Origin of the sequence: Cyclobacterium xiamenense (assembly GCF_900109255.1) — a bacterium.
GTDB lineage: Bacteria > Bacteroidota > Bacteroidia > Cytophagales > Cyclobacteriaceae > Cyclobacterium > Cyclobacterium xiamenense.
Window position 1 is genome coordinate 126482 of sequence record NZ_FNZH01000004.1, and the last position, 22936, is coordinate 149417.

Consider the following 22936-nt stretch of genomic DNA (forward strand, 5'->3'; position numbering starts at 1 on the left):
ATAATCTCAGTATTAAAATTTTCTCCTCATTTTTTGTTGGCCATGCGTAGGCGGGCTTCCGGTGGATCAACCATTGACTCACCGATTAGGACAGGGGCAAAAAAAGAGGGGAAGCTGTTGGCTTCCCCCGTTTCTTTATTTGAAGGCGCGATGAATTACATCATGCCGCCCATTCCTCCGCCTCCCATTGGAGGGCCGGCAGGAGCTTCTTCTTTGATATCTGCCACTACACATTCGGTAGTCAGTAGCAGGGCTGCAATGGAGGCAGCATTTTCAAGTGCCAATCGGGTCACTTTGGTAGGATCGATTACACCGGCTTTGAACAGGTCTTCAAACTTGTCTGTTCTGGCGTTGTATCCGTAATCCCCCTTGGAATCTCTGATCTTGTTGATGACCACAGAACCTTCTCCACCGGAGTTGGAAACGATGGTTCGCAAGGGAGACTCCACAGCTTGCTTGATGATGTTGATACCGGTATCTTCGTCTTCGTTGGCTCCTTTTAATTTATCCAACGCGGCAGATGCACGTATCAAGGCAACACCACCACCTACTACGACACCTTCCTGAACAGCGGCGCGTGTAGCGTGCAAGGCATCATCTACCCGGTCTTTTTTCTCCTTCATTTCTACTTCGGTAGCCGCTCCAATGTACAGGATGGCTACGCCTCCGGAAAGCTTGGCAAGCCTTTCCTGAAGTTTTTCCCGATCGTAATCTGAGGTGGTTTTTTCTATTTGACTTTTGATCTCATTGATTCTACCTTCAATGGCTGATTTTTCACCAGCTCCATTTACGATGGTCGTGTTGTCTTTGTCAATGTTGATTTTTTCTGCAGTACCCAGGTAGTCGATGGTTACATTTTCCAGCTTGTAGCCTCTTTCTTCAGAAATCACGGTACCTCCGGTAAGCGTTGCGATGTCTTCCAACATGGCTTTCCTTCGGTCACCAAAACCTGGTGCCTTCACAGCCGCAACTTTCAACGCACCTCTAATTTTATTGACCACAAGGGTAGCAAGGGCTTCCCCATCAACATCTTCGGCTATGATCAAAAGTGGCCGTCCAGACTGAGCTACGGGTTCCAGTACGGGAAGCAGCTCCTTCATGGCAGAGATCTTCTTGTCGTAAATCAAGATATAGGGATTCTCCAATTCAGCCTCCATTTTCTCCGTATTGGTAGTGAAGTAAGGAGAAAGGTAGCCTCGGTCAAACTGCATACCTTCTACGGTCTTCACTTCCGTTTCGGTGCCTTTGGCTTCTTCAACGGTGATGACACCGTCCTTGCCTACTTTTTCCATGGCGTCTGCAATCATTTTACCGATTTCATCGTCATTGTTTGCAGAGATGGTTCCAACTTGAGCAATTTCCTTGGAAGTAGAAATTTGCTTGGAGGCTTTTCTCAATTCTTCTACTACCGAGCTAACCGCTTTGTCGATACCCCTTTTGAGGTCCATTGGGTTGGCACCGGCAGCTACGTTTTTGATTCCGACGGAAAAAATAGACTGGGTCAAAACGGTAGCAGTCGTTGTACCATCTCCGGCATCGTCTGCCGTCTTGGACGCTACTTCTTTCACCAACTGGGCACCCATGTTTTCAATGGCATCCTCCAGTTCGATTTCCTTGGCAACGGTAACACCGTCCTTGGTAATGGTGGGAGCACCAAATTTCTTGTCCAAAATTACATTTCTGCCTTTGGGACCTAACGTTACTTTTACTGCATCTGCTAGCGCATCCACGCCTTTTTTCAGACGATCTCTCGCATCAGTGTTGAAAAATAATTCCTTAGCCATTTTTTACTCGTTTTTTCGTTACAATTAATTAAACTTGATTAAAGGATCCTTACAGGATAGCGAATATGTCCGCTTCTCTCATGATCAGATAATCTGCACCTTCCACGGAAAGTTCGGTACCTGCGTACTTGCCATAGAGAACGGTGTCTCCGACCTTTACGGTCAGCGGTTCGTCTTTCTTGCCGTTTCCTACAGCTACGACGGTGCCCTTTTGTGGTTTTTCTTTGGCAGTGTCAGGAATATAAAGTCCTGAAGCTGTTTTTTCTTCAGCAGCAGCGGGTTCTACCAAAACCCTGTCTGCTAGAGGTTGGATGTTAACTTTAGACATTGTGATTGAGTTATTTTTAAAGTTTAATTTCTACAATACGAATTCCCTACGTACACTTTCTGTGCCAATCCTGAGGAAGAACTTTTTCCTGACATAAAGTCTTACTTAACCGGCGCCTGACTGACAGACCTCCGAAAAGCTTTGTTCCTAGCTGTCATTTTTTCTGTTTGTGGTTGCAACAAAAGTCCGATTTTCGTAATTTTTGTGACATGAATTAACCACGTTGACCTATGAACAAATTATCTGAAAACTGGATTTCGGAAGGATGGATCGATTTTGAGTACAAAAAGTACCTGTTGCTTGCTTACCTGAAAGAGGTAAATGAGAAGTTTCAAGCGGTAAAACTGTATCCATCCCTTGGCGAATTGATTGCTCATCACCAAAAACTCTCGCTCTTGGATCAAAACCGAAGCCAATTGAAACTGGCCTTACCGAAAGAAATGGAAGGCATCGATCTGGAAAAAATGAAAATTACGTATAAACACAAAATCCAGGAGGACGACGTAATGAAAGAATTGGGCGAAATCATTGCCTTTTCCCTGCCCAAGATCAAGCAACATATTGAAGAAGGAAAATCCATTTACGACTTTATCGAAAGTCACCTGGAAATTGAACCGGTTGGATTGACCCCCATCTATCAGCGAGAAGGTTACGCTCTGCTCTCTTACCAAAACTCGCGGGATGTCTTCATCTATCGGTACCAGATTAACCTTTTTCAGAATAGCGTGGATCGATTCCGGGGCATTGCCCTGCGTTTTGTAGCGGCTGTCAAAAGGAGTCTGACTTTAACCTACGAGCGTATCAAAATGGATTTGGTAAAAAAGTTTACGGACCTGCCCAATCCGTCTACCTGGAGAATTCAATCGGCGCAGCGGGTTCCGTTGGAAGAAAGCCTGCTCCCGGTCAGCAAACGCCTGCTTTTAAAGTACGTTACGCCCTAAACTAAGGGCGCAGACAAAGTTAGGGAACGAGATGAATGCGGGAAATCCCGGACCGTTTGACACCTGACTTCACAAAAAAAAGAGGCTGTCTCCTTCGCAAGAGACAGCCTCTTTTAGCACTTGTGCGGTGGATTAATCTTCTTTTTTCAACAAGGAATTTTCGTTGCTTACCAAAATGGGACGCGGAGCCTGGCTGGCCCGGTTCTCGGTGGGTTTTTCCAACGCTTCTCTCTCGCGAAGCTCCCGGTTTTTGATTACCTCGTCTCCTGGTTTTCCGAAAAGTATCTGAAATACCTCGGTTCCATTTTTCGCTTTCCTAAGGTCTTTGACGATATCTGCCCATTCGTGGAAATTAAGATAAATCGGATTGTAGGAAGTGACGGGCTTGGTTATTCCGTAGTTGGGGCGTTCGCCTTCCGGCATGAAGGTACCAAATATTCGGTCCCAAATAATGAATGTGGAACCATAATTCTTATCCAGGTAATGTGCATCGCTCGCGTGATGAACACGGTGGTGAGAAGGCGTGGTAAAAAAGTATTCGATGGGCCTGGGAAGTTTTGTAATGTATTCGGTATGGATCCAAAACTGATACAACACAGCTATCTGATGACAAATAAAGAACACAAAAGGATCGAATCCCATGAGCATCACCGGAACGAAGAAGATGATTTTTATATGTTGGGTCCATCCCAGGCGGAAGGATACCGAAAAGTTGTACTTGGAAGAATTGTGATGCGTAATGTGCGTAGCCCACCAAAAACGCTGTTCGTGCGCTACCCGGTGTGCCCAATAGCGGGCAAAATCAATGGCAAAAAAGCAAGCAATAAACGACCACCAGGTAGCGGGGATTTTCCAGGGTACCAGATTCCAGCAAAACAGGGCAATTCCAAACGTAAAGACCTTGAGAAGGGCACTTATACCCACGTTTACCAAGCCGATGGTCGTAGCAGCCATGAAATCTTTCTTGTCGTAGGTGTCTTTTTTCTGGTATAAGCTAATTCCCCACTCGATGAATACCAATAAGAACATCACGGGAGCCGCCCACAGGATGATATTGGGCCACTTGTCCGCTCCCAAATCTTCCATTGTTAAATGATTTTCAAACATAAATCGTGAATTTGGTTGATTTTGTATGGTTGTTAAAACGTTAAATTAATCATATTCCAGCTTTTCTTCAATGTTTTCGGGGATTTGTTGAAAAATAAAAAAAGGCCTATTTAAAAAAACAGGCCCGGTAAATATCGTTTAAACGTTTCGTTACTCGACGGAATCAGCTCCGCTTTCGGCGTCGAGTGGTTCTATCGGTTGACCCTCTGTAGGGAGTAGGGACTCGTCATCGAAGGAAGGCGTCAAAATCTGTTTTTGCGCGTTCTCGACGTTAGGCGAACTAAACCCGGAAGGAGCACTGGTTTGGTGAAAGGCTGACGACCCGAGCGAAAGTACCAAAATGGCAATGGCCAACACCCAGGTCGCTTTTTCAAGAATGTTACCCGTTTTGGTTACACCCATGATTTGAGAAGCACTACCGCCAAACGCGGCCCCCACTCCTCCTTTGGAATTTTGGCCTAGAATAACCAAAATCAACAACACGGCCAACACTATAATGATACTGATCAGTACTACAAACATGCTTTATGCTTTTAATTTCTCAATTTGATCCGCAAAGTAAGTCTTTTTCTTTGGGAATTTCAATATTAATTTTCTATATATTTCAATGGCTTCCTGCTTTTTGTTTTGCTTTACCAACAGCCTGGCAAAGGATTCGGAGAGCATGGAATCGTTCAAATGCGTGCTTTTTTCGGACAGGTCCGGCAGATCCGGCTGGGCGTCCATCTGCTCACGGGGTAAACGAATCGGTTTTTCCTGAAATGAATTGATCAGTGCCAATTGTTCTTTTTTTCGTTCGTCAGATATTTCGCGTTCCTCCTTTTTGGCAATGCTTTCAATCAAATCACTCCCCTCCGAAACCGGATTTGCCCCGGGATTTACCTCCTTTTTTTTTTCCGGGGTTGCGTCTGAAGACCCGCTAGTATCATTTTTTTTTATTTTTTTCAGGTTTTCCTCTAGCCTGCGAAGGATTTCATCCCGGTTGGGTCGGGAGCTGCTGGGTTCGGGTGTTTCTGGTATAGCGGCGGCTTCTGGCTGGTCCGGTGTGGTAGAGGACTCCTTTTCTGCCGGGTTGTTTTCTTTTTTTTCTTCTGCCACCTCTACCGACGACAGGTCTGGAAAGCGAACCTGAGGTAATGAAATGCTTCCTGTAAGCAAGCCCTTTAGTCGTTTTCGATTGGGACTGAGCACGGCCGCGGCGTGCAACAGCGCATTTGACGTACCCGAGGATCGTTCCCACTCGTATTTTGCCCCAAGTACCTTCGGTATCAAGAAATAGGGGAAATCCTCCTGCAAAGAAAGCACGTCTTTAAAATCTTCTGGACTCAATTGCTCCGATTTTTGAAGCAGGGCTAGAAATTCTTGAGCGTTCACAGCATTTCAGTTTACGTTACTTTTAGTAAGGTACTTATTTTTTTACCAATTAGCCACTGTTGAGGTGAAAACATCTTGGATGATGTTTTCAAATATTACTTCTACCAGTTCTGTCTCTACCTGCAGCAGGGAGGTGGTGCGGGGATCGTAATCCTGGAAAAACGAAAAGCTTTTCTTACCATTTTCTTCCTCGTTGGCCAGATTCACGAAATCCACTTCCACCCCTATTGTGATGCGCATCTGACCAGCTCTGTCGGGCTGGTTGCTGTTGGGATTGGATACCGTAGCCTGAGGACTGATGGTGTACCGGGTGATGGCTCCGGATAGCTGTAGGTCTCCGCTGTTTCGTATCAATTCCAATTGCGTGTTTCGCTGAAAATAATCCTTAAGCTCTTCCGTAAATAATTGCCCCATATTGGCCGGTCCTCCGCCGGAGTCATTGAAGAAATTCGCCACCGAAAAGGTCTTTGTGACGTTGTAATCCAGGGTGGTTCCCGTAAAGCTGTACTCTACCTTACAGGCATGCATCCAGCAGGATACCAGGCAAATCAGAACCAGGGAAAACTTACTGGATGTCATACTGCTTTATTTTTCGATAAAGGGTCCGTTCCGAAATGCCCAGGTCCATGGCTGCGTATTTTCTTTTGTTCTGGTGTTTTTTTAGTGCCCTGCTGATCAATTCTTTTTCTTTTTTTTCCAACGATAGGGAGTGATCGTCCTCTTCGTGTACAATGTCCTCGATAATGTCTTCTTCGTAGCTGCTTCGTACCGATTCCTTCTCCTCTGCATTCGCATTTTTGTCGCTCAATGATTCCAGGACCAGCGGCAGGTTTTTGGAAGGAGCAGGACGGTCTTCGTAGGAATTATCCGTATCCATATCGTCAAAGAGCGTTTGGTGTTTTTTCATAATTGTTTGATCCAACCCGCCCGAACGATACGACTCAAGAATCAACTTTTTCAATTCGGTCATGTCTTTTTTCATGTCAAACAAGACCTTGTAGAGAATTTCCCGCTCGGAGAAATCCGAAAAACTATCCTGTTGCCCCTTGTTTCCAGGCAGGGAGGCAGGTAAACTACTTCCTTCTTTCGGTAAATACCTGGCAAGTGTATCGGCATCCACCTCGCGCTCCTGCTCCAATAACGAAATCTGCTCTGCTAAATTTTTTAGCTGCCGGATATTTCCCGGAAAAGGAAACTTGGTCAGCAGAATTTTTGCCTCATCGGTCAAAACAATAGGTTTTACCTGATATTTTTCCGAAAAGTCCGTGGTGAATTTCCGAAAGAGCAAGACCATGTCCTCACCTCGCTGCCGCAAAGGGGGTACAAAAATCGGAACGGTATTGAGCCGGTAGTACAAATCTTCTCTGAATTTGCCCTTTTCCACCGCCTTTAGCAGGTTTACATTTGTGGCAGCGATTACCCGCACGTCGGTTTTCAGGACTTTGGAGGAACCCACTTTTATAAACTCCCCGTTTTCGAGCACCCGCAAAAGCCGGGCCTGGGTTCCAAGGGGCATTTCTCCGATTTCATCCAGAAAAATCGACCCTCCGTCGGTGACTTCAAAGTACCCTTTTCTTGCTTCGTGTGCCCCTGTAAATGAGCCTTTTTCGTGCCCAAAAAGCTCGGAATCTATCGTGCCTTCCGGTATTGCCCCACAGTTAATGGCAATGAATTTTCCATGCTTTCGCTTGCTAAGGGCGTGAATGATCTTCGAGAAAGACTCCTTTCCGCTTCCGCTTTCTCCCGTAATCAATACCGTCATTTCCGTGGGCGAGGCCTGCATGGCTACCTGGATGGCATGATTCAGTAAGGGGCTGTTGCCAATGATTCCAAACCGTTGTTTGACACTAAGAATTTCTGATTCGCTGATTGGGACCATACCTTTTTTCCTGATTATCGGTCGATGACTTCTCCAAATAAGGTGGCTGAGGAGCAATCCGTAATCCGTACCTGCACGTAATCCCCGACCGCTAACCCTTGCGAAGGAACGATCACCACTTTGTTTGCGGAGTTTCTTCCCTTTAGTTGTGCGGCAGAGCGTTTGGATTGACCCTCAATTAAAATCTCCTGCACGCGGCCAATGTCTCGTTGGTTACGCATCAGGGAAAGTTGATTTTGTTTTTCGATGATTTCTTGCAGTCGCCGTTTTTTTATCTCTAACGGTACATCGTCTGGTAACTTTTTGGCGGCCAGGGTTCCGGGGCGTTCCGAGTAATAAAACATGTAGGAGAAATCGTACTGGACCAAATCCATCATGCTGAGGGTGTCTTGGTGTTCTGACTCCGTTTCCGTGCAAAACCCAGCGATCATGTCGGAAGAAATGCCACAATCTTCGCCCAGGATTTCCCGGATTTTCCGAACCCGATCCAGGTACCAGTCCCGGTCATAGGTGCGGTTCATCAGGGCCAATACACGTGAATTGCCGCTTTGTACCGGCAAATGAATGTATTTGCAAATGTTGTCGTGCCGTTTCATGGTCAGCAGCACTTCGTCCGTGATGTCCTTGGGGTGAGAAGTGGAAAACCGCACCCGCAATTTAGGATCGACAAGTGCGACCATCTCTAGTAAATCGGAAAAATGGATCACTTCCGAGAGTGCGGTCTCTTTCTTGGTCAGCCGGGCCTTGTTGTTTTCCTCTGCGGACCATTTGTAACTGTCTACATTTTGCCCCAAGAGGGTGACTTCCTTGTATCCTTTTTCAAACAGTTCGCGGGCTTCTTTCACGATGGAATGGGGGTCCCGGCTTCTCTCGCGGCCCCTGGTAAACGGAACCACACAGAAAGAACACATATTGTCACAGCCGCGCATGATGGAAATAAATGCCGTAACACCGTTGGAATTTAGCCTTACCGGGGAAATATCCGCATAGGTTTCCTCCCGCGACAAAAAGGTGTTCACCCCTTTGTTGCCTTCTTCAGCCTGTCCTACCAGGTTGGGCAAGTCCCGGTACGCATCCGGCCCCACGACCAGGTCAACCAATTTCTCTTCTTCAAGCAATTTTTCCTTGAGTCGTTCGGCCATGCATCCCAGCACCCCGATCGTGAGTTCGGGGTTCTCAGACTTGACCTGATTAAACTGGCTTAGGCGCTTCCGCACCGTTTGCTCTGCTTTCTCCCGGATCGAACAGGTATTTAGAAAAATAACGTCCGCACTCGTGAAATCAGACGTCGTATCAAAACCATGGTCCTTCATAATGGAAGCCACGATCTCGCTATCAGAAAAATTCATCTGACAACCGTAACTTTCAATGTATAATTTTTTTGTTTTTCCGGTACTTTCTTCCGCGGTGATCGCAACGTCACAACTTTTCTCTTCCTCATCCCGGATGATATCGATGTCTTTGATGATGTTTTCCATTGGCTGACTTTCTTTCAGACGGCAAATTTAATAAAATACAGACAGATTGTCAGGATAACGTCGCATTATTATGGAGCAAATATGCGGTTTGGATTTTCATTCGGGAAAAATTGAGATTACCCCTGATTTTTTGTAAATTTTTGGTGTAGTCTTTGATACGATTAGTCTGAACAATAAATTTTATGTAACACGGGAGTGGGTTGTTTATCCACTCTTTTTTTTACCCATATTTGTAGTCTTGAGCAAGCGAAAAAACATACTGCGACAGATTTTTAAAGTAGCCGGCTGGATTTCCCTGGTCCTGTTCCTACTTCTGGCAGTCCTGTTGCTATTCATTCGAAGTCCTTTTGGTCAGAAACTACTCGTAGGCAAAGCGACGAGCTACGTATCCGAAAAAACAAATACGAAATTTTCCATCGATCGCTTATTTGTCACCTTCCGCGGCGATCTTTTTTTGGAAGGTCTCTACCTGGAAGACCAAAAAGGAGACACGCTTATTTATTCACAACGGCTGGAGACCGGAGTGTCCTTGCTCCCGTTTTTTAGAAAAAATGAACTTGCCATTTCCCGTTTGGAATGGGAAGGCCTGCAGGCAAACGTTCGCCGGGATACATCCGGGACCTTTAATTTTGATTTCCTTCTGGAGGCATTTTCGGGTTCCCCAGCTGATAGCACCTCCCGTTCCGAACCACAGCAGGAGCAAACCCAGGCCTTTCCGGAAATTTCTACGGGCCCGGTAGTCCTTCAACAGTGGAAAATCCGCTACGAGGACGATTTTTCCGGTACGGACGCAACCCTGGACCTGGGCGAATTGAACGCAAAATTGGACGGGATGTCCCTGGACAGCATGGAGTTTCATGTTAGCAACCTCCATTGGGAAAATAGTGAGTTTAGTTACATCCAACGGGAGCCGCTTCCGAAAGAAACGGATAGCAGCGATTCAGAACTTGCCCTGCCCTTGCTTATCCTGGATCGGTTTTCCCTCAGCAATATTCACGTACAGTATCAATCTTTACCGGATGGCATGGATCTGGAGGCTAGTATTGGGGAGTTTCTGCTGGATTTGCCGGAAGCCAACCTGCCGGAAAAACGCATTCGTATCAACCGAGTACAGCTCAAGCACAGCCAGGTGGCCTACCGCAGTTTACCGGAAGAAGGTGATACGGGAAACGGGTCCACAGCGGATGCTCCAGCAGATGATTTTTCCTGGCCGGAATGGAACATAGAACTGGCTTCCCTGGATTTGGTAGAAAACGAAATAAGGTATCAGGTGGCAGATAAGCCTGTCCGCACCGGAGAATTTGATCCCGATAATTTGGTGCTTACAGGTATCAACATGGAGTTTGATCACGTGTTTTTTACTACCCGGGGGGCCGGAGCTTCCGTTAAGCAGTTGGCTTTCCGCGAGCGTTCCGGATTTGCCCTGGAGAAGTTTCAGCTGGATCTTGGCATGGACACTACAGGCCTGCGGCTGGAGGAGATCCGGATGGCTACTGGCTCGAGTAAGCTAGCCGGTGCCTTGAGCCTTTCGTTTGAGTCACTGGACGGTTTCATTGCCCGGCCGGAAGACTCCGGCTTTGCGATCCGGCTTGGTGAGTTGGGGCTGGGCTTGACGGATGCTTATTATTTTGCTCCGGAGTTGCGGGAAGATCCCTACCTGCGAATACTCGAAAGCAAGCCCCTTTCCGGGGAAATCGAGGCCTCGGGTACGTTGCAGTCCGTGAAACTCAAAAACGTTGCAGCGCATTGGGGAAGCCAGACAGGGATGCATTTGCAGGGCCAAATCGGGTCACCGGTCGATCCCGAGCGGATCTCCTGGCGGTTAGACACCCTTACGTTTGCCAGTGTTCGGGAGGACTTAAACCGGCTTTATCCGCAGGATAGCCTGGGGATCGCTTATCCGGACAATCTGGGCCTGGCGCTTCGTAGCGAAGGGACCCTCGAGGAATTTTCCCTAAACTCCCGGTTGGATGCCTTCGAAAGCAGCATGGGCCTGGAAGCAACCGCTACCGCGGCCGAAGGTGGCTACACCTACGCTCTTCGGTCCGATTTATCCAGCTTTCCCCTGGGCAACTTGTTGCAGAATCCCGAGCTTGGAAACCTCGGCTTTACGCTTATAGCGGAAGGAAATACCGGACCTCCCGAAGCTCTGGACCTGGTGCTCGAAACCCAAATCAGCGAATGGGAGGTATTCGGGCACGACTATGCCGGGCTTCGGTTGCAGGCGGACATTTCGGAAGGTCTGGGAAAGTTGGAACTATCCCAGGAGGAGGAGTTTCTCGATTTGCAGCTGCGGGCGGAGGTAGACCTGGATCCTAACGATTTCGACCTGCAGCTGGATTTCAATCTCAACGGCGCTGACTTGAACGGGTTGAACCTAAGTTCCCGCATGCTCCGCATAGGAATGGACCTGACGGCAAATGCGAAAGGAAACGGCAGCAGTTACGAGGTGCAATCCCAGCTTAGAAACGGTACCGTGGTGCTGGAGGAGCAATCCTTGCCTATGGGTGATTGGGATCTTGCGCTTGGCGTCAGTCCGGATACCACTGACTTTAGGGTAGAGAGTAATTTGTTACAGGGAACCCTTCATGCAAATGCCGATCCGAGCCGCATTATGGACGGGCTGCTTCGGCATGTTAACCGGTATTTTTCCGACAGCCTGCCCCGGTTGGACAGGCAGGATTCTACGGGACTACTGGCAGATTTGGTGCTTAAGGTACGTCCCACGCTTTTACTTGACGAGGTGGTCTTGCCGGGGCTGGAGCGAATGGATGAAGGATCCATCGAAGTTACTTTTGACGAAGCAAATGCGGCCTTGGAGGGAAGGGTCGATTTCCCGTACCTGTCCTATTCCGGTTTAGTCATGGATAGTCTGGGTATTCGAATTCACAGCGATTCGGAGAATTTTGACTTTGGTTTCGGGCTGGTAGGATTGGAGTCCGGCCCAGTCTCTTTGGGACGTACCTACGTTACCGGCAAAATTCTTGAAAAAACGCTCTACCTGGACTTCAATGCCTGGGATGAGGAGGAGTTGCTGACGCACGTCGCCTTTGATGTGAGCCCCGTCCCGGATAGTCTGCGTATTCACGTAAATCCAGACAGCCTGATTTTTAACCGAAAAGAATGGACGGTTCCTCCGGATAACGAGGTGCTATTGGGTCCTTCGTTGATCGGTTTTCGTGAGTTCGCATATAGCAGGGAAGGTCAGGAATTTTCGATTGCGAATAAGGGCGATGATGCCTTTGCGCTGAAATTTAATGATTTTCGACTGGCGACCTTTACCACCTTGTTAAATGCCGATGAGATGGTCGCATCCGGCCTGGTGAACGGGGAGGTAGTGGTTGAAAACCCATTTGGTGCCACCGGCTTGCTAGCGGACATTACGATTCGGGATCTGGGCTTTTTAGAAGTTCCGCTCGGAAACTTGAGTTTGAACGCGGCTACCTCGAGCCAGAATAGCTATGATTTTGATTTGGCGCTTGCAGATAAGGGCATTGAACTGCAGCTTTCGGGAGGCTATAGAGCTGACCCGGAGGGAGCTCAATTGGATCTTGCGCTTAATCTCGAACGCCTGGACATGGACGTTTTGGCCGGGCTGTCTGCTGGCAACATCCGAGACGGATCGGGCTACCTGTCAGGTTCATTTGGCGTGGAAGGAAGCATCAATTCTCCCAGGTACCAGGGTTCCCTTCGCTTTCAGGATACAGAATTCAGTGTTTCTGCTTTAAATGCTGCCTTTACGCTGGACAATCAGGAGATTGACTTGGATCAGACCGGAGTTTTCCTGAATCAATTGACCATTCGGGATGCCCAGGGCAATGAATTTAAACTCGATGGGGAAATTTCAACAGAAAGCCTCAGCAATCCGGGATTTGATTTGACATTGGAAACCAAAAATTTCCGCGTATTGAACTCCACCGTGGAGGACAATGATCTTTTTTACGGAGATGCGATCATCGGTGCCAACGTAACCGTTCAGGGTGATTTGAACTTACCGGTAGTGGATGCCGAATTGACCATCGAAGACGGCACCAACCTGAGTTTTGTGGTTCCGGAGAGTCAACTCGATGTGGTAGAACGAGAGGGCGTGGTCCTTTTTGTTAACCGGGAGGATCCTGAGGATGTGCTTACCAAACGAATGGACGAAAACGTCAGTGCCGGCTTTTCCGGTTACCAAATATCCGCATTACTCAACGTGTCGTCCTCAGCCATTTTTAACCTGGTCATCGATCAGCGATCCGGGGACAATCTGCTGGTGGAAGGTGCCGCGGACCTGCGGTTAAACATCGATCCCAATGGCCGCATCAACCTTACCGGCAGGTACGAACTGAGCAGGGGGCACTATGAACTCAGTTTGTACAACCTGGTCAACCGGAAGTTTGATATACAAGAAGGAAGTTCCATTACCTGGGCTGGGGATCCCCTGGATGCAACCCTTGACATTACGGCCATCTATCGCATTCGAACGTCTGCGGCAGGACTGATGACGTCTGCGGCAGCCGGCGGGAGCAGGGAAAACATGGCACAATACCGTCAGGAACTACCCTTTCTGGTCTATTTGATGATCAATGGCGAGCTGCTCAGCCCACTGATTTCCTTTCGGATGGACATGCCGGAAGACCAGCGGGGGGCTGCGGGCGGTAGCGTGTATGCACAGGTACAGCAATTGAACAACCGGGAAGGAGAACTAAACCGACAGGTTTTTTCCCTGATGGTATTGAACCGGTTTTTTCCCGATGGGGACAATGCCGGGGGCGGAAGTACCGCGGCCATGGCAAGGTCCAGCGTAAGTCAGCTACTTTCGGGTCAGCTAAAAAGTCTCACGGATAATGTATTGGGAAACAGCGGCCTGGAACTGGATGTGGATTTGGATAGCTTTCAAGACTACCAGCAGGGGTCTCTTCAAGCCCGAACCCAACTCAACCTGAATGCCAGGAAGCGGTTTTTAGACGACCGACTGGTGGTGCAGGTAGGTAGCCAGATTGACATTGAAGGCAGCTCCCAAAACCGCGGCGCGGAAAACACCCTGCTGGGAAACGTCAGCATCGAATACCTGCTTACCGAAAACGGCAGGTATCGTCTCCGCGGATTTCGAAAAAATCAGTTTGAAAGTTTTATCGACGGGCAGTTGGTGGTCACTGGTGTCTCGGCCATTTTCAATCGAGAGTTTAACCACTTTCGCGAGTTATGGAAAGGCATCGAAACCCGCAGAAATGGCAGCAACCTTATGGCATCACCGACAGAAAACCCAGAAAAAAAACCAGAAAATTAACATGGATACCAACCGTTTTTTGCAGTTGTACCGCTTGGATACCTCCTGGCTATTCGCTCTGGTACTGGTAACCACATCCTGCAACATCAGCAAATACCTGCCCGAGGACGAGTTTCTCTACACAGGAGCCCACCTGGAGATCGTACAGGAAGCACCCGTAAAGGGAATGAAAGCCGTCCGTGAAGAGCTCCAGGGACTGCTTCGCCCCAAGCCAAACAGCAAAATTTTGGGGCAGTACCTGGGATTATGGGCGCATTATAAAATGCAACAGGAGCATCCCGGATTTATCAACCGCTTTATCTATAACAGACTTGGGGAAGAACCGGTGTATTTTAGCCAGGTGCAGCCCGAAAAAACCGAAGAACTGCTACTCAACAGGTTGGATAATAACGGGTTTTTTTACGCGGAGGTGTTGTCCACGAGTTCGCGAGATGCCAAGAAAGCGGATATTACCTATCAGGTAACCCTTCCTCCGCCGTATTCACTGAGAAACTACTATTACGAGCAGGACAGCCTGCCCATTGATCGGCACCTAAAAGAACTTCTGGAAAGCAGTGAGCTTACCTCTGGAGATCGATTTGCGTTGGACAAAATGAAGGCGGAGCGGGAACGAATAAATACGGCACTCAAAAATCGAGGCTTTTATAATTTTAATCCCGACTACCTGATTTTTGAGGCCGATACCAACCAATACGAGGGGCGTGAATACGATTTGTATGTACGCCTAAAGGAAAGCGTTCCCGAGGAAGGCATTCTTCCCTACCAAATCCGGTCCATCCGTGTTTTTCCCAATTACTCCCTGGATGAATACGGCGCAGGTACGGATACGACGAGGATCGAGGGGGTGGAATTTATTCAGGAACAATTTTCTTTTAAACCCGAACTGCTGCGGCAATACCTGCTCATCGAAAAGGGCGGACTATTCAATGCGCAACGGTCCCGGCTTACCAGTAACCGTCTTTCGGGCATTGGCAATTACCGCTTTGTGAACATCCGCTACACGGAAGTTGCCGGGGAGAAAGACTGGGAAAGCGGCCTCTTGGATGCCAATATTTACCTATCTCCGTTGGATAAACGCTCGGTTCGGGCCGAATTGCAGGGGGTTTCCAAGTCGAACAACTTTGCCGGCCCCGCGTTGCTTTTGAACTACCGAAATAGAAACCTGTTTTTCGGTGGAGAAACCTTTGATTTGACAGGGAAGGTAGCCTACGAAAGCCAGATCGCATCCGGAGAACGGGAGGGATTGAATGCCTTTGAGTTTGGCCTAAAAGGAGACCTGATTTTTCCACGAGTGGTGTTTCCTATTCCCATCAAGGAGCGTTTTGCCTATTCCGTGCCCAAGACCAAGATCAGCCTGGGTTCCGAATACCAGGACCGCAGGGGGCTTTACCGCTTGAATAGCCTTTCCGCGTCCTACGGATATTTTTGGAACGCCAATCGGTTTGTATACCACGAGATTACCCCGATCAGCCTAAACTTTGTAGATTTGTCCAACACCTCGGGGGAGTTTGAGGAAATACTGAACAACAATCCATTTTTGCGGCAAAGTTTCGAGCAGCAATTTATCGCCGGGGTTACCTACAGCTATGCTTTCAACAAGTTGATGGATACGTACCGAACCCACAGCGTATACGTCGGTGTCAATATGGACCTGGCCGGATTTGGTCTTCGGTTTGCCAACAACGTCTTCAATGGGGCTGACCCCAATACCTTTCTCGGATTTACTTATGCGCAATACAACAAAGGGGACATAGATTTTCGGTATTACTTGCGGTTTACGGAAGAGAAGTTACTGGCACTTCGCTTGTTTGGGGGAGCGGGACTTCCCTATGGAAATTCGGTTTCGCTTCCGTTTGTGAAACAATATTTTTCGGGTGGTCCGAGCAGCGTACGTGCGTTCCGCATTCGATCGTTGGGGCCTGGGTCATTTCGGCCTGACAGCGAGACGACGGCCAATTTTTTTGATCAGGCAGGAGACGTGCGCATCGAAGGAAATCTGGAATTTCGCTTCCCGATTTTTTCGTACCTAAAAGGAGCCGTTTTTGCCGATGCAGGAAACGTTTGGCTCATTAACGAGAACGAAGCCTTACCGGGAGGTAAACTGGGTAGCGATTGGTACCGGGAATTGGGAATAGGGGTTGGCCTTGGATTGCGGGTGGATATTGAGTTTTTTGTTCTCCGGTTTGACCTCGCCACCCCTCTGCGAAGGCCCTACCCTGAGGAAGGGCAGCGATGGGAAAGAGATTTTCGGTTTGGGGACAATGACTGGAGAAAGGAAAATTTCATTTTTAATTTTGCAATCGGGTATCCATTTTGATTTCAGGCTCGATTCAGCGATGCGTCAAAACGGTCAGCCTTTTTCACACGGCATGGAGCAAGCGGTCTGGGACCTTCCCAAGGATGTGTGATTTTCTCCGCGGAGTTAAGGAAAAGACCCTCCTACCGATAATAATGCCTTTCGATCAGCCCAAAAAGGGGCAAAAAGTAAGTCGCTAACCCATGCAAGCCGCTGTTTCCCGGAAATTAACAAACGTTTTTGTCGGGCATGCTTCCATTTCTGCGCGAAGACCGAGGCTTACACCGATGTTCCCCTACTTTTTCCAAGGGACTAATTGGGGCTTTCCTTTTCATTTATTTCCATTTTCAGGAATAAAATTGCAGTTTTGCAAAAATACCTACCGCACATGACCGTACGCTTTCAGTCCCTAAAAATCATCACTGAAAAGGAAATACTTCCTCCCGCTGATTATCTTTTTGATGGCCATAAACTCACGAAAGCTAGCACCGCTGCCGCTGCAGACCAGGAGGTCAGGGTTGATTGCTCAGGATTGCTCGGTTCCAGGGGATGGACTGACTTGAGGTGTTTTTCGGGTGAGCCAGGCCAGGAATACCGTGAAACCTTGGAAACCCTGGCCTTGGCGCTGATCCAGGGAGGGATGACCGAGGCGGTGCTACTTCCAAATACCCAGCCACCCCTGCAATCCAAAAATGAGGTGGCCTATGTACAAAGCAGAACGGCCGGTTTATTCCCAACCTTTCACATTCAGGCGGCGGTAACAAAAAATTTTATGGGGGAGGAATTGACGGAAATGCTCGATCTCAACCATCACGGGGTTCGGATATTTGGGGAAGGGCTGGAGCCCCTGGCGCACTCGGACCGGATGATGAAAGCGCTTCAGTACCTTCAAAAGTTCGACGGCGTACTTTTTGACCAAAGCGTAGACCCGATGCTGGCCCTTTTTGGGCACATGCACGAGGGACTGGCCTCTACCCGGCTGGGGCTTAAAGGTATCCCGGATCTGGCGGAGGAAGTAGCTATTCAGAAAAACCTGGAAATTCTCCGGTATACCGGCGGAAGACTACACATTCAGACCGTAAGTACCCGCGGTGCATTGGAGCAAATCCGCAAGGCGAAGATAGAGGGGCTGGCAGTTACCGCAGATGTATCGATTTACCAGTTGCTGTTTTTTGACAAAGATCTGCGGGAGTTTGATACCCGTCTGAAAGTGATGCCGCCCTTTCGGGGAGATTCCCAACGGGAAGCCCTGATAGAAGGATTAAAAGACGGAACCATCGATGCCCTGGTATCCAATCACGTTCCTCAGGATACCGATGCCAAAAACAGGGAATTTGACCTGGCACCCTTTGGAATGTCTGGTTTGCCGGCATTTGTGCCGGCAGTGGTGACGCTTGCGGATGAATTAGGCTATCCCTTATTGGTCAGCAAACTTACTTCAGGACCACGACGGGTTTTGGGACAAACGGAAGACGACTGGACCAGCCTTACGGTTTTTGACCCCGAAGAAGTGTGGGAATTGAACGAGGCTACAAACGCTTCGCTAGCCGAAAATAGCCCTTATTGGGGCCAGTCGGTAAAAGGCCGGGTGAAATACCTGATCAATCGTGGAAAAATGGAGGGACTTTATGTATAGGTACTGGAGGGCGGCGTATCCGTTTGGACTTTCGGGTGCTGGCCTATGCCTGTTGGGGATGTTGGTCATGTACCTGCTGCAGGTGGAGCCCATTCGTATGAATCTCATAATCGGGTACATTTTTACGCCCATTTTTGTTTTTTTTGGGATCAAAGGCTTTCGGGATGGCTACAATGGGGGAGAGTTGTTCTTTAGCCAGGGGATGACGGTGGGATTCTTTGTTTACACGCTAATTTCTCTACTCTCCGGACTCTATGTATTTATTTTCCTTCAGGTAGACGCACAGGCTTTTGAAACATTCCGGCAGGTGAACCTGGATCTAATGAGCAACAATCAGGAGGTGCTGAAAGAACAGCTAAACGAGCAGGCCTACGCCGATACCTACGCCAGTGTAGCGGGGATGAGCCGGGGGGATGTAGCCATGAACGATTTTCTCAGAAAAATTTTCCCGGGTTTGTTCTTTACCATTATTATTTCCATAATTTTAAAGAGGACTAGTCAAAATCAATAACATTCTGCATCATGGACTTACAACCACAACCAACAAATTCCCCAGCGAGTAGCGCAGTAAAAACAGGGCTGATTATCGGTCTTGTCATGCTCAGCATCAATTTTATCATGTATTTCATTGATTACAGTTACCTCGTAGCTGGATGGTACGGTTTTTTCGTAGTGGTATTGTTTTTCGGACAGGTGATTTTCTTTGGCAAGCAATACCGAAAAGAGATCGGTGGGTTTATGGATTTTGGTACGGCGTTTCAGTTTTCCCTCGTCACACTCATTGTATCCGGCTTTATCAGTACCCTCGGAAACATGCTGCTGTATTTTGTCATCCATCCCGGACTTCCTGAATTGCTGGTTGAGACCCAATTGGAAAACATGGTGGCCATGTTGGACAGTTTCGGAGCAGGTGACAGCCTGTCCGGCGATCAGATCGACGAGATGCGTGAAGAAATGGCTTCCAATTTCACTCCCCTGGGCCAATTCAAAGCCTTCGGCATTTCACTGATAATCTATGCCATCCTTTCCTTGATCCTGGGAGCCATTCTTAAAAAAAGAGACAAATCAAACGATTACTAAACCTGCATGCCCGAGCTATCCATCCTTATACCCGTATACAACGAAGAAGAATCCCTTCCCGAACTCCAGGATTGGATCGTAACGGTGGTGGATGATGCCGGGTTGGATGCGGAACTTCTATACATTGACGACGGATCCACGGATGGATCCTGGAAGGTGATCCAATCCCTGTCCAAAAAAGATGCTCGGGTAAAAGCCGTTCGGTTTATCCGCAATTACGGAAAATCCGCAGCCCTGGATGTGGGCTTTTCGCGGGCCGATGGGCAGGTGGTAGTGACCCTGGACGCAGACCTTCAGGACAGCCCCGAAGAAATCCCCGAGCTTTACCGCATGATTCGGGAAGAGGGTTACGATCTGGTGAGTGGCTGGAAACGAAAGCGCTACGATCCCCTTTCCAAAACCCTGCCGTCCCGCTTTTTCAACGGCGTTACCCGGCTTTTGTCCGGGATCAAGCTTCACGACTTTAATTGCGGACTTAAGGCCTACAGCCAGCGGGTGGTAAAAAATATACACATCTACGGAGAAATGCACCGGTACATTCCCCTGATCGCCAAATGGAATGGATTTGGTAACATCGGCGAAAAAGAGGTGGCCCATCGGCCCCGAAAATACGGTACTACCAAGTTTGGACTGGAGCGATTTGTTCACGGTTTTTTGGACCTTATTTCGGTGTCTTTTGTCAATCGGTACCGCAAGAATCCCATGCATTTTTTTGGTGCCTTCGGCACGCTTTCCTTTTTGTCTGGCTTTGGCATCACCATCTGGCTAGCCCTCGAAAAAATTCAAGGATTGCGCAAGGGAATTGCGGTGCGGGAAATTACCGATCAACCCCTATTTTTTCTTGCACTTGTGGCCCTGATAATTGGTGTGCAGTTATTCCTTACCGGATTTCTCGCCGAAATGATGACGTCAAATAATTCCGGAAAAGGCGATTACAACATTTCTGACGAGATCAAGAAGAATAGCTGATGCGTTTTTCTGTGATTGTTCCGGTATATAACCGTCCCGCGGAAATCAGGGAGCTGTTGGAGAGTCTGTACCGGCAGACCTACACCGACTTTGAAGTGTTGATTGTGGAGGATGGATCGTCTCTGACTTGCGCGGATGTCGTTGCGGACTACCGGGAAAAGCTGGATTTGCGGTATCATTTTCAGGCCAATACCGGGCAGGGCTTTGCACGAAACAAAGGCATGGAATTGGCTGAGGGCGATTATTTTGTATTTTTTGATTCGGATTGTATCCTCCCGCCGGGTTACATGGATGCCCTGGAGCAGGCCATTCAGACCCGGGGACTGCAGGCACATGGCGGACCAGATGATGCCGATGATACCTTTTCTGCCTGGCAAAAGGCCATGAATTTCAGCCTGACCTCTTTCTGGACGACAGGAGGCATACGGGGCAAAATGAAAAACCCAGCGAAATACCAGGCCAGGGGGTACAACATGGGATTTTCCCGGGAGATCTACGAGCGTTTGGGGGGATTTGTGCATGCAAACATGGCGGAGGACATCGAAATGAGCCTTCGAATAAAAAAAGCCGGTTTTCGCCTGGAGCTGGTTGAAAAGGCCCTGGTGTATCACCGGCGGAAGAATACCCTGAAATCCTTTCTGCGACAAAGTTTCCAATTCGGTAGAAACCGGGTGTTCATTCGCCGATTTCATCCCGAAGCCGTAAAGGCGGTTCATCTCTTGCCGGTATTTTTCCTTTTAGGGCTCCTGTTTCTACCAGTGCTTGCGCTGATCGCCCCCCAGGCAGCGCTGGTAATGGTACTGGGGATTCTGGCATGGACGCTGCTTGTTTTCTTTTCGGCTTTTGAAAATCTTCGGGTGGCTTCCTATGCCGTCCTCACTTCTTACGGGCAACTTCTTGGCTACGGGATGGGCATTCTTCGGGAATTTTTATGTCCGGATACGGAGGACAAGTAGGCTTTTTCCCGAATCAACGTCCGGCACCAAGGGAATACGCGCCGGTATAATACAGGTAATGGGCAATGGTGGCAACGGACGGTGTTCCGTTTATGAGATTTCTTTTTTTGCCCGATGGCCAACAAATACTGGGTAGGCATGCGCAACGAAATCCCGTTTTGTATCCAGTATTTACATGAGCCGTACCTGCTTCTGGCAATTCACGTTTAAAATAAATCATATTTACTTTTGAAAATGAGCCCCCTTTTCTATATTTGCCCAACCTTATGAAACAAACGAATCAAATTTGGTGGTGGCTTTCTTACTTCTTTTAAAGGGAGAACAGCTATCCATTGCCCAAATTTGTTAGTGTAACGATACCATGGCTTGCTGGACACCCGGCAAGCCTTTTTTTATTTTAAACACACAGCACATGAAACCTATTCGCATCAAAACCCGGTATAAAAAATTGCTGGCAGATACCATCACTCCGGTGAGTATTTACCTGCAAATTCGGGATAGGTACCACAATACCATCCTGTTGGAAAGTTCGGATTACCATGGAAATGAAAACAGTTATTCCTACATCTGTTGTGAGCCTATCGCCTCTTTTTCGCTGATTAATTCCGCAATCCGGCAATCGTTTCCAAATGGGCAGACCAGCCTCCGGGAGCTGGCAGCGGGGGAAAAGGTAATGGATGCCTTGCGGGCATTTTCCAATACCTTCCAGGAAGAGAAACTCGATTTCAAGTTTATCACCAACGGCTTGTTTGGCTACATTCAATACGATGCGGTAAGCCAGTTTGAAGACATTGATTTGCAGAATACGGAAACATCCCAGACGCCCCTGATTCACTATGCAGTGTACAAAAACATGATCGTGGTGGATCACTTTAAGAACGAACTGCACATCTTTGAACATTACCTGGAAGAAGAACCGGGGGAATCGGGTATCGCCAAAATCGAAATGATTCTGAATAATAAGAACATTCCGAGCTACGATTTTAAATTGGACGGGGAGGAACGCTCCAACTACACCGATGGGGAGTTTTTGGAGATTCTTGCCAAAGGGAGGGAGCATTGCTTCCGGGGAGATGTATTCCAGATTGTATTGTCACGGGCATTTTCCACCGGGTTCAAGGGAGATGAATTTAACGTGTATCGGGCACTGCGTTCCATAAACCCTTCTCCGTATTTGTTTTATTTCGATTACGGATCGTACAAGGTTTTTGGGAGTAGCCCCGAAGCGCAGATTGTGGTAAAAGGCAACAAGGCCACCATCTATCCCATCGCGGGTACGTTTAAACGTACCGGTAACGACCCCGCCGATGCGAAACTTGCCATCAAGCTGTACGACGACCCCAAAGAAAACTCGGAGCACGTTATGTTGGTGGACCTTGCCAGAAATGACCTCAGCCGTTCGTCCGAAAAAGTAAACGTGGAGGTATTCAAAGAAATTCAGTACTATTCACACGTAATTCATCTGGTATCCAAAGTAACCGGTGAGTTGCCCGAGGGAGCCAATCCACTTCAATTGGTGGCAGATACGTTTCCAGCCGGTACCCTTTCGGGAGCACCCAAATACCGGGCCATGGAGTTGATCGATTCCCTTGAAAACAAGGCCCGGAAGTTTTACGGTGGCGCCATCGGCTTTCTGGGTTTTAACGGGGATTTCAACCATGCCATCCTGATTCGTTCCTTCATCTCAGAAAACAACCAGTTGCGCTTTCAGGCAGGAGCAGGGGTGGTGGCCAAGTCTTCTATCGAAAGTGAACTTCAGGAAGTCAGCAACAAGCTGGAAGCTTTACGGGTAGCACTGAAGTCTGCCGAGGCCATTTAATTTTTATACGAAAACAA

17 protein-coding genes are annotated in these 22936 nt (G+C 48.2%); 9 read left to right on the forward strand and 8 right to left on the reverse strand.

Annotation, left to right across the window (positions count from 1 at the left end; genetic code table 11):
* Positions 1-155: 155 nt before the first annotated feature.
* On the reverse strand, positions 156-1784 hold the full coding sequence (gene groL / locus BMW71_RS14040; RefSeq protein WP_092175211.1) for a chaperonin GroEL: 1629 nt from the start codon (positions 1782-1784) through the stop codon (positions 156-158).
* A 49-nt stretch (positions 1785-1833) separates the two neighbouring features.
* Entirely contained in the window at positions 1834-2112 is a 279-nt protein-coding gene (locus BMW71_RS14045) for a co-chaperone GroES (protein ID WP_014021059.1), read from the reverse strand.
* A 230-nt stretch (positions 2113-2342) separates the two neighbouring features.
* Here BMW71_RS14045 and BMW71_RS14050 point away from each other — a divergent pair, with 230 nt between their 5' ends.
* Positions 2343-3053 carry a hypothetical protein gene (locus BMW71_RS14050; RefSeq protein WP_092175214.1) on the forward strand — a complete coding sequence of 237 codons (711 nt, stop codon included), beginning with the start codon at positions 2343-2345 and terminating at the stop codon, positions 3051-3053.
* 132 nt (positions 3054-3185) lie between these two features.
* On the opposite strand, the gene BMW71_RS14055 is transcribed toward BMW71_RS14050, so the two are convergent.
* The 6 genes from BMW71_RS14055 to miaB all read right to left on the reverse strand — a co-directional run bounded on the left by BMW71_RS14055 (position 3186) and on the right by miaB (position 8891).
* Positions 3186-4160, reverse strand: coding sequence for a sterol desaturase family protein (locus tag BMW71_RS14055; protein ID WP_092175216.1), 975 nt, complete (start codon positions 4158-4160; stop codon positions 3186-3188).
* Between the two features lie 150 nt (positions 4161-4310).
* The gene (gene secG / locus BMW71_RS14060) at positions 4311-4682 is read right to left on the reverse strand and encodes a preprotein translocase subunit SecG (RefSeq protein ID WP_092175219.1); all 372 of its coding nucleotides are present in this window, start codon (positions 4680-4682) and stop codon (positions 4311-4313) included.
* A gap of 3 nt (positions 4683-4685) precedes the next feature.
* Positions 4686-5534, reverse strand: a complete 849-nt coding sequence (locus tag BMW71_RS14065) for a hypothetical protein (protein ID WP_143057629.1) — start codon at positions 5532-5534, stop codon at positions 4686-4688.
* 42 nt (positions 5535-5576) lie between these two features.
* Positions 5577-6113, reverse strand: coding sequence for an LptE family protein (locus BMW71_RS14070; protein ID WP_092175224.1), 537 nt, complete (start codon positions 6111-6113; stop codon positions 5577-5579).
* Positions 6100-7413 (reverse strand): sigma-54 interaction domain-containing protein, encoded by a 1314-nt coding sequence (locus BMW71_RS14075; protein WP_092175227.1) that lies wholly within the window; start codon positions 7411-7413, stop codon positions 6100-6102. The genes BMW71_RS14070 and BMW71_RS14075 overlap by 14 nt, the downstream gene beginning before the upstream one ends.
* 14 nt (positions 7414-7427) lie before the next feature.
* Positions 7428-8891, reverse strand: coding sequence for a tRNA (N6-isopentenyl adenosine(37)-C2)-methylthiotransferase MiaB (gene miaB, locus BMW71_RS14080; RefSeq protein WP_092175229.1), 1464 nt, complete (start codon positions 8889-8891; stop codon positions 7428-7430).
* Positions 8892-9129: 238 nt separating this feature from the next.
* Between miaB and BMW71_RS14085 the strand changes: the two genes are divergently transcribed.
* The 8 genes from BMW71_RS14085 (at position 9130) to BMW71_RS14120 (ending at position 22919) form a co-directional block, all read left to right on the forward strand.
* Positions 9130-14163, forward strand: coding sequence for a translocation/assembly module TamB domain-containing protein (locus BMW71_RS14085; RefSeq protein WP_092175232.1), 5034 nt, complete (start codon positions 9130-9132; stop codon positions 14161-14163).
* A 1-nt stretch (position 14164) separates the two neighbouring features.
* A complete protein-coding gene (gene tamL / locus BMW71_RS14090) occupies positions 14165-16480 on the forward strand; it encodes a translocation and assembly module lipoprotein TamL (protein WP_092176055.1) in 2316 nt (771 codons plus the stop codon).
* 367 nt (positions 16481-16847) lie between these two features.
* On the forward strand, positions 16848-18095 hold the full coding sequence (locus BMW71_RS14095) for a dihydroorotase (RefSeq protein ID WP_092176058.1): 1248 nt from the start codon (positions 16848-16850) through the stop codon (positions 18093-18095).
* A complete protein-coding gene (locus BMW71_RS14100; RefSeq protein WP_092175235.1) occupies positions 18088-18606 on the forward strand; it encodes a DUF4199 domain-containing protein in 519 nt (172 codons plus the stop codon). Before BMW71_RS14095 ends, BMW71_RS14100 begins: the two co-directional genes overlap by 8 nt.
* An 11-nt stretch (positions 18607-18617) precedes the next feature.
* Positions 18618-19175 carry a DUF4199 domain-containing protein gene (locus BMW71_RS14105; RefSeq protein WP_092175237.1) on the forward strand — a complete coding sequence of 186 codons (558 nt, stop codon included), beginning with the start codon at positions 18618-18620 and terminating at the stop codon, positions 19173-19175.
* A 6-nt stretch (positions 19176-19181) separates the two neighbouring features.
* Positions 19182-20144 (forward strand): glycosyltransferase family 2 protein, encoded by a 963-nt coding sequence (locus BMW71_RS14110; protein ID WP_092175240.1) that lies wholly within the window; start codon positions 19182-19184, stop codon positions 20142-20144.
* Complete coding sequence (locus BMW71_RS14115) at positions 20144-21100, forward strand: glycosyltransferase family 2 protein (protein ID WP_092175243.1); 957 nt, start codon at positions 20144-20146, stop codon at positions 21098-21100. Before BMW71_RS14110 ends, BMW71_RS14115 begins: the two co-directional genes overlap by 1 nt.
* 412 nt (positions 21101-21512) lie before the next feature.
* A complete protein-coding gene (locus BMW71_RS14120) occupies positions 21513-22919 on the forward strand; it encodes an anthranilate synthase component I family protein (protein ID WP_092175246.1) in 1407 nt (468 codons plus the stop codon).
* Positions 22920-22936: the final 17 nt, after the last annotated feature.

Coding starts and splice junctions, on each gene's coding strand:
- BMW71_RS14120 (WP_092175246.1), top strand. CDS start 21,513: ATGAAACCTATTCGCATCAAAACCCGGTATAAAAAATTGCTGGCAGAT.
- BMW71_RS14105 (WP_092175237.1), top strand. CDS start 18,618: ATGGACTTACAACCACAACCAACAAATTCCCCAGCGAGTAGCGCAGTA.
- BMW71_RS14095 (WP_092176058.1), top strand. CDS start 16,848: ATGACCGTACGCTTTCAGTCCCTAAAAATCATCACTGAAAAGGAAATA.
- BMW71_RS14055 (WP_092175216.1), bottom strand. CDS start 4,160: ATGTTTGAAAATCATTTAACAATGGAAGATTTGGGAGCGGACAAGTGG.
- BMW71_RS14115 (WP_092175243.1), top strand. CDS start 20,144: ATGCGTTTTTCTGTGATTGTTCCGGTATATAACCGTCCCGCGGAAATC.
- tamL (WP_092176055.1), top strand. CDS start 14,165: ATGGATACCAACCGTTTTTTGCAGTTGTACCGCTTGGATACCTCCTGG.
- BMW71_RS14100 (WP_092175235.1), top strand. CDS start 18,088: ATGTATAGGTACTGGAGGGCGGCGTATCCGTTTGGACTTTCGGGTGCT.
- secG (WP_092175219.1), bottom strand. CDS start 4,682: ATGTTTGTAGTACTGATCAGTATCATTATAGTGTTGGCCGTGTTGTTG.
- BMW71_RS14070 (WP_092175224.1), bottom strand. CDS start 6,113: ATGACATCCAGTAAGTTTTCCCTGGTTCTGATTTGCCTGGTATCCTGC.
- miaB (WP_092175229.1), bottom strand. CDS start 8,891: ATGGAAAACATCATCAAAGACATCGATATCATCCGGGATGAGGAAGAG.
- BMW71_RS14045 (WP_014021059.1), bottom strand. CDS start 2,112: ATGTCTAAAGTTAACATCCAACCTCTAGCAGACAGGGTTTTGGTAGAA.
- BMW71_RS14075 (WP_092175227.1), bottom strand. CDS start 7,413: ATGGTCCCAATCAGCGAATCAGAAATTCTTAGTGTCAAACAACGGTTT.
- BMW71_RS14110 (WP_092175240.1), top strand. CDS start 19,182: ATGCCCGAGCTATCCATCCTTATACCCGTATACAACGAAGAAGAATCC.
- groL (WP_092175211.1), bottom strand. CDS start 1,784: ATGGCTAAGGAATTATTTTTCAACACTGATGCGAGAGATCGTCTGAAA.
- BMW71_RS14050 (WP_092175214.1), top strand. CDS start 2,343: ATGAACAAATTATCTGAAAACTGGATTTCGGAAGGATGGATCGATTTT.